A 4,360-nucleotide genomic window follows, 5' to 3' on the forward strand; every position below is an offset into this window, starting at 1 on the left:
CTTCTCGCAGCATTCGGGCATGGTGATCGTGTGTGATGGCACCGACGAAGCGGCCGAACGCATTGCCCGCGTGCTGCACAACGACCCGGCCACCGGGGTGATGCGCCACGCCGACGCGGGGTACGACCTCGCCATTGACTGCGCCAACGAGCAGGGTTTGAACCTGCCGATGATTAACGGCTAAGCCGCCCCCGCGCCTGAATGAACAAGGGCGGGCAGACAACAACGGCAGGCGCAGCCAGTGGCCGCGACTGCCCGGCGAACACGTGAGGCGATGAACATGAACAGCAGTCCATTTACTCAACAACTGCAAGGTGTACGCGTGCTGGATATCAGCCGTGTATTGGCCGGGCCGCATTGCACCGCGATGCTGGCGGACCTGGGGGCCGATGTCATCAAGTTCGAAGTGCCGGGGGAAGGCGATGACGCCCGGCATCTGGGGCCGTTTATGGCGGGTGAGAGCGTGTATTTCGGCCTGATCAATCGCGGCAAACGCAGCGTTGAAATTGATTTCAAGGACCCGTCGGACCGTCAACGCTTCTATGAACTGGTGGCCGATGCCGATGTGCTGGTGGAGAACTTCCGGCCGGGGGTGACGCAGCGTCTGGGCATTGATTTCGACACGTTGAAGCAACACAACCCGCGGCTGATTTACGCCAGCATTTCCGGCTTCGGGCAGGACGGCCCGCTCTCCAGCCGCCCGGCTTACGACATTGTGGCCCAAGCCATGTCGGGCCTGATGAGTGTCACCGGGTTTGCGGCTACGGGCCCCACCCGCAGCGGCGAGTCCATTGGTGATTTGTGTGCCGGGGTGTACGCCGCCTGGGCCATCAGCTCGGCCTTGTTTGCCCGCGAGCGCCATGCGCCGGGCGCGCAATACATCGATGTGGCCATGTTTGACGTGCTGTTCAGCCTGCAAATGACCGGTTTGTCCAACCTGTACGCCAACGGTGTGGCGCCGGGTCTGGTGGGCAATCGGCATCCGGTCTCCACTCCGTTCGACACCTATCAGGCGGCTGATGGGCTGGTGGTGATTGCAGTGGCGAGCAACCGGCTGTTTGAGCGGCTGTGTCAGTGCATGGAGCAGCCAGCACTGGCAACCGACCCGCGTTTTGTGGATGACGCTGGCCGCACCCGGCACGAGCCACAATTGCGTGCCGCCATCGAGGCGTGGACCTCGCAACACAGCGTTGAGCACTTGTGCGACGTTCTGCTGGATGCTGGCGTGCCGTCTTCGCCCGTATGGGACTTGGCCCAAGCCGCTGACAGCGAACAGGCCCGCGTGCGTCAGTTGCAATTCCAGCCGCCGGGCGCGGCACGCCCATGGGTGCCGCAACCGGTGTTCTTCAACGGCCACAAACCCCACGCCATCACCGCAGCCCCGCGTTTGGGGGCAGATAACGCCATCTTTGGCCTGAGTAAAGCAGGAGTGAACCCGTGAATTTCGAGATGAATGCAGAAGAACTGGCGGTGGTTGAGAGCGCTGAACAGGTCGCCCGCGAAGTGATTCAGCCCTTGGCCCAGCACTACGATGAAACCGAAAGCTTTTGTCTGGCCAGCATCAAGGCGCTGGGTGACTTGGGCTTTATGGGGATCAATCTGCCTGAAGCGTACGGCGGCCTGGGCATCGGCAGCCTGGCGATGAGCCGCGTGGTGGAAGCGGTTGCGGGGGCCTGTGCGTCTACCGCATCAGCCATGACGGCGCACTTCCTGGCCACCGATTCGATTCTGCTGGGGGGCACTGAACAGCAAAAGCAGGAGTGGTTGCCCAGGGCTGCCAGTGGGGAATGGCTGGGCGCGTTCGCCCTGACCGAACCGGCAGCCGGTTCCAACCCGGCCGACATGCGCAGCCGTGCCGTGCGTGAAGAAGGCGGGTGGCGCGTGCGCGGCAGCAAGCACTACATCACCAATGCCAAGGAAGCCGACTTCATTGTGCTCTACGTGAAAACCGATGCCGAGGCCGGGCACAAAGGGATCAGTGCGTTCATGGTGCCCAAAGGCACGGTCGGTATCAGTTTCTCCAGCCCGGAGAAAACCATGGGCCTGCGCGGTAGCACGATCTATGAGTTGGCACTCGATTGCTGGTTGCCGCAAACCGCGTTGCTGGGGGGCGAAGGTCAGGGCTTCAACACGGCGATGGCAGTGCTGGATCGCGGGCGGGTGGAAGTGGCGGCCATGTCGCTGGGCATTGCCAACGCGGCGTTGCAAGCCAGTTTGAACTGGGTGCGCGAGCGTCAAATAGGGCCAAAACCCCTGGCGGCGTATCAAGGCACGCAATGGCGCTTGGCAGATATGTATGCGCAGCTCGAAGCTGCCCGCCTGCTGACCATGAAAGCGGCGGCCCGGCGTGATAGCGGCGAGCGTTTCAGCCTCGACTCTGCCACTGCCAAGCTGGTGGCGGCGGAATGTGCCGGGTTCATCACTGACGCGGCGCTGCAACTGCACGGCGGCTATGGCTACAGTCGCGATTTGCCGCTGGAGCGGTACGTGCGCGATGCGCGGATCTTGCGAATCTTCGAAGGCACGTCCGAGGTGCAGAAAATCATCATTTCCCGGGCGCTGCTCGACGCCCGCCCGTAACACGTGTGTGGCAGGTGCTAAGCGGCATCTGCCCTGGTGCAAGGATGCGTTGAGATCAGGTCAAGGATCGGAAAAGTCATTCCCAAAACAATGGGCGCACCCTCGGTGACAGCCTCAAGGAACTGCTTATGTCCACGCACAATCAAGATTCACCGCGGGCCTCGCTGGTCGAACAGCGCTCTATTGATTACATCCCCGAATCCGAACGTCACGGGCGGCTGTTCAGTCAGTTCACCCTGTGGTTCGGGGCGAATCTGCAAGTCACCGCCATCGTCACGGGCGCCCTGGCCGTGGTCTTGGGCGGTGATGTGTTTTGGTCACTGATCGGCTTGCTGATCGGGCAAGTATTGGGCGGCACCATCATGGCGTTGCATGCGGCTCAAGGCCCGAAACTCGGGTTGCCGCAAATGATCTCCAGTCGTGTGCAGTTCGGGGTATACGGAGCCGTGATCCCGATTGTGCTGGTGTGCCTGATGTACGTGGGGTTTTCGGCCAGCGGCTCGGTGCTGGCGGGGCAGGCCGTGGGGCAGTTGGTCGGCGTGAGCGATTCGTGGGGCATCCTGATCTTTGCGGCGCTGATCGTGCTGCTGACCATCCTGGGCTACCGCACGATTCATATGATTGGCCGTGTGGCCAGCGTGGTCGGGGTGTTGGCGTTTTTCTACCTGTTTTACACCTTGCTCTCGCAAAACGATGTCGGTCTGTTGTTGAGCAACAAACACTTTTCGCTGAGCAGCTTTTTATTGGCCATTTCGTTGTCGGCGTCTTGGCAAATCGCGTTCGGGCCGTATGTGGCCGACTATTCGCGGTATCTGCCGTCGACCACCTCGTCGCTCAATACCTTTCTCGCCGTGGGATTGGGGTCGGTGGTGGGGTCGCAAATCTCCATGGTGTTCGGCGTGTTTGTGGCCGCGTTGGCGGGTGACCAGTTTGCCGGGCATGAGGTGTCGTACATCGTGGGGCTGGGGGCGAGCGGGGCGATGGTTGCGTTGCTGTATTTCTGTGTGGTGTTTGGCAAGGTGACGATTACCACCCTCAATGCCTATGGCAGTTTTATGTCGCTGGCGACCATCGTCAGCGGGTTCCGTGGCAATCACCAGATCTCTAAAGCCTTGCGCCTGGTCTACATCCTGCTGATGGTGGGGTTTGCGACCACGCTGGCGCTGCTCGGGCAGCACTCGTTCCTCAAGGATTTCTCGGCATTTATCCTGTTCCTACTGGCTTTTTTCACACCGTGGAGCGCCATCAATCTGGTGGATTTCTACCTGATCAGCAAAGAGCGATATGACGTGCCGGCGCTGTCTAACCCGAATGGCCGATACGGACGCTGGAACCTGCGAGGTATTCTGGTGTACGCCTTTGGGGTGCTGATTCAGCTGCCGTTTATCGCCACCAGTTTTTACACCGGGCCGCTGGTGGAGTCGCTGGGGGGCACGGATATTTCCTGGATCATCGGCCTGACGCTGCCCGCGTTGGTGTACTACCTGGTGGCGCGCAATTGCGCCCATACAGTGCCCGCTCAATTGATATTGCCGGTCGAACCGGCTCCGGTTTAACGGTTTTTCTTAATCGCAGACGAGGGCGGGCCTGTTGCGCGGGCCGGTCCTCAAAGGAGCAACCATGAAGGTGCTGGCTTGTATCAAACGCGTTGTGGATTACAACGTTAAAGTTCGCGTCAAAGCGGACAACTCCGGCGTTGACCTCGCCAACGTCAAGATGTCGATGAACCCCTTCTGCGAAATCGCAGTGGAAGAAGCCGTGCGCCTGAAAGAGAAAGGCG

Annotated in this window: 3 protein-coding genes and 2 pseudogenes; all 5 read left to right on the forward strand. The window is 60.7% G+C overall.

Annotated elements, in window-relative coordinates; genetic code table 11:
* Positions 1 to 184: pseudogene (locus HBN68_RS21790) on the forward strand (urocanate hydratase); the annotation flags it as partial.
* Between the two features lie 96 nt (positions 185 to 280).
* A complete protein-coding gene (locus HBN68_RS21795) occupies positions 281 to 1,441 on the forward strand; it encodes a CoA transferase (RefSeq protein ID WP_169966133.1) in 1,161 nt (386 codons plus the stop codon).
* Complete coding sequence (locus HBN68_RS21800) at positions 1,438 to 2,580, forward strand: acyl-CoA dehydrogenase family protein (protein WP_169966131.1); 1,143 nt, start codon at positions 1,438 to 1,440, stop codon at positions 2,578 to 2,580. The genes HBN68_RS21795 and HBN68_RS21800 overlap by 4 nt, the downstream gene beginning before the upstream one ends.
* Before the next feature lie 128 nt (positions 2,581 to 2,708).
* The gene (locus HBN68_RS21805) at positions 2,709 to 4,136 is read left to right on the forward strand and encodes a cytosine permease (RefSeq protein ID WP_169966128.1); all 1,428 of its coding nucleotides are present in this window, start codon (positions 2,709 to 2,711) and stop codon (positions 4,134 to 4,136) included.
* A gap of 64 nt (positions 4,137 to 4,200) precedes the next feature.
* Positions 4,201 to 4,360 (forward strand): annotated as a pseudogene (locus HBN68_RS21810) (electron transfer flavoprotein subunit beta/FixA family protein); the annotation flags it as partial.

Origin of the sequence: Pseudomonas sp. WS 5078, from assembly GCF_012985745.1 — a bacterium.
In the GTDB taxonomy this organism is placed as follows: Bacteria; Pseudomonadota; Gammaproteobacteria; order Pseudomonadales; family Pseudomonadaceae; genus Aquipseudomonas; species Aquipseudomonas lundensis_A.

Bases quoted from the DNA above. Each gene is read 5' to 3' on its own strand.
- HBN68_RS21795 (WP_169966133.1), top strand. From the start codon at position 281: ATGAACAGCAGTCCATTTACTCAACAACTGCAAGGTGTACGCGTGCTG.
- HBN68_RS21805 (WP_169966128.1), top strand. From the start codon at position 2,709: ATGTCCACGCACAATCAAGATTCACCGCGGGCCTCGCTGGTCGAACAG.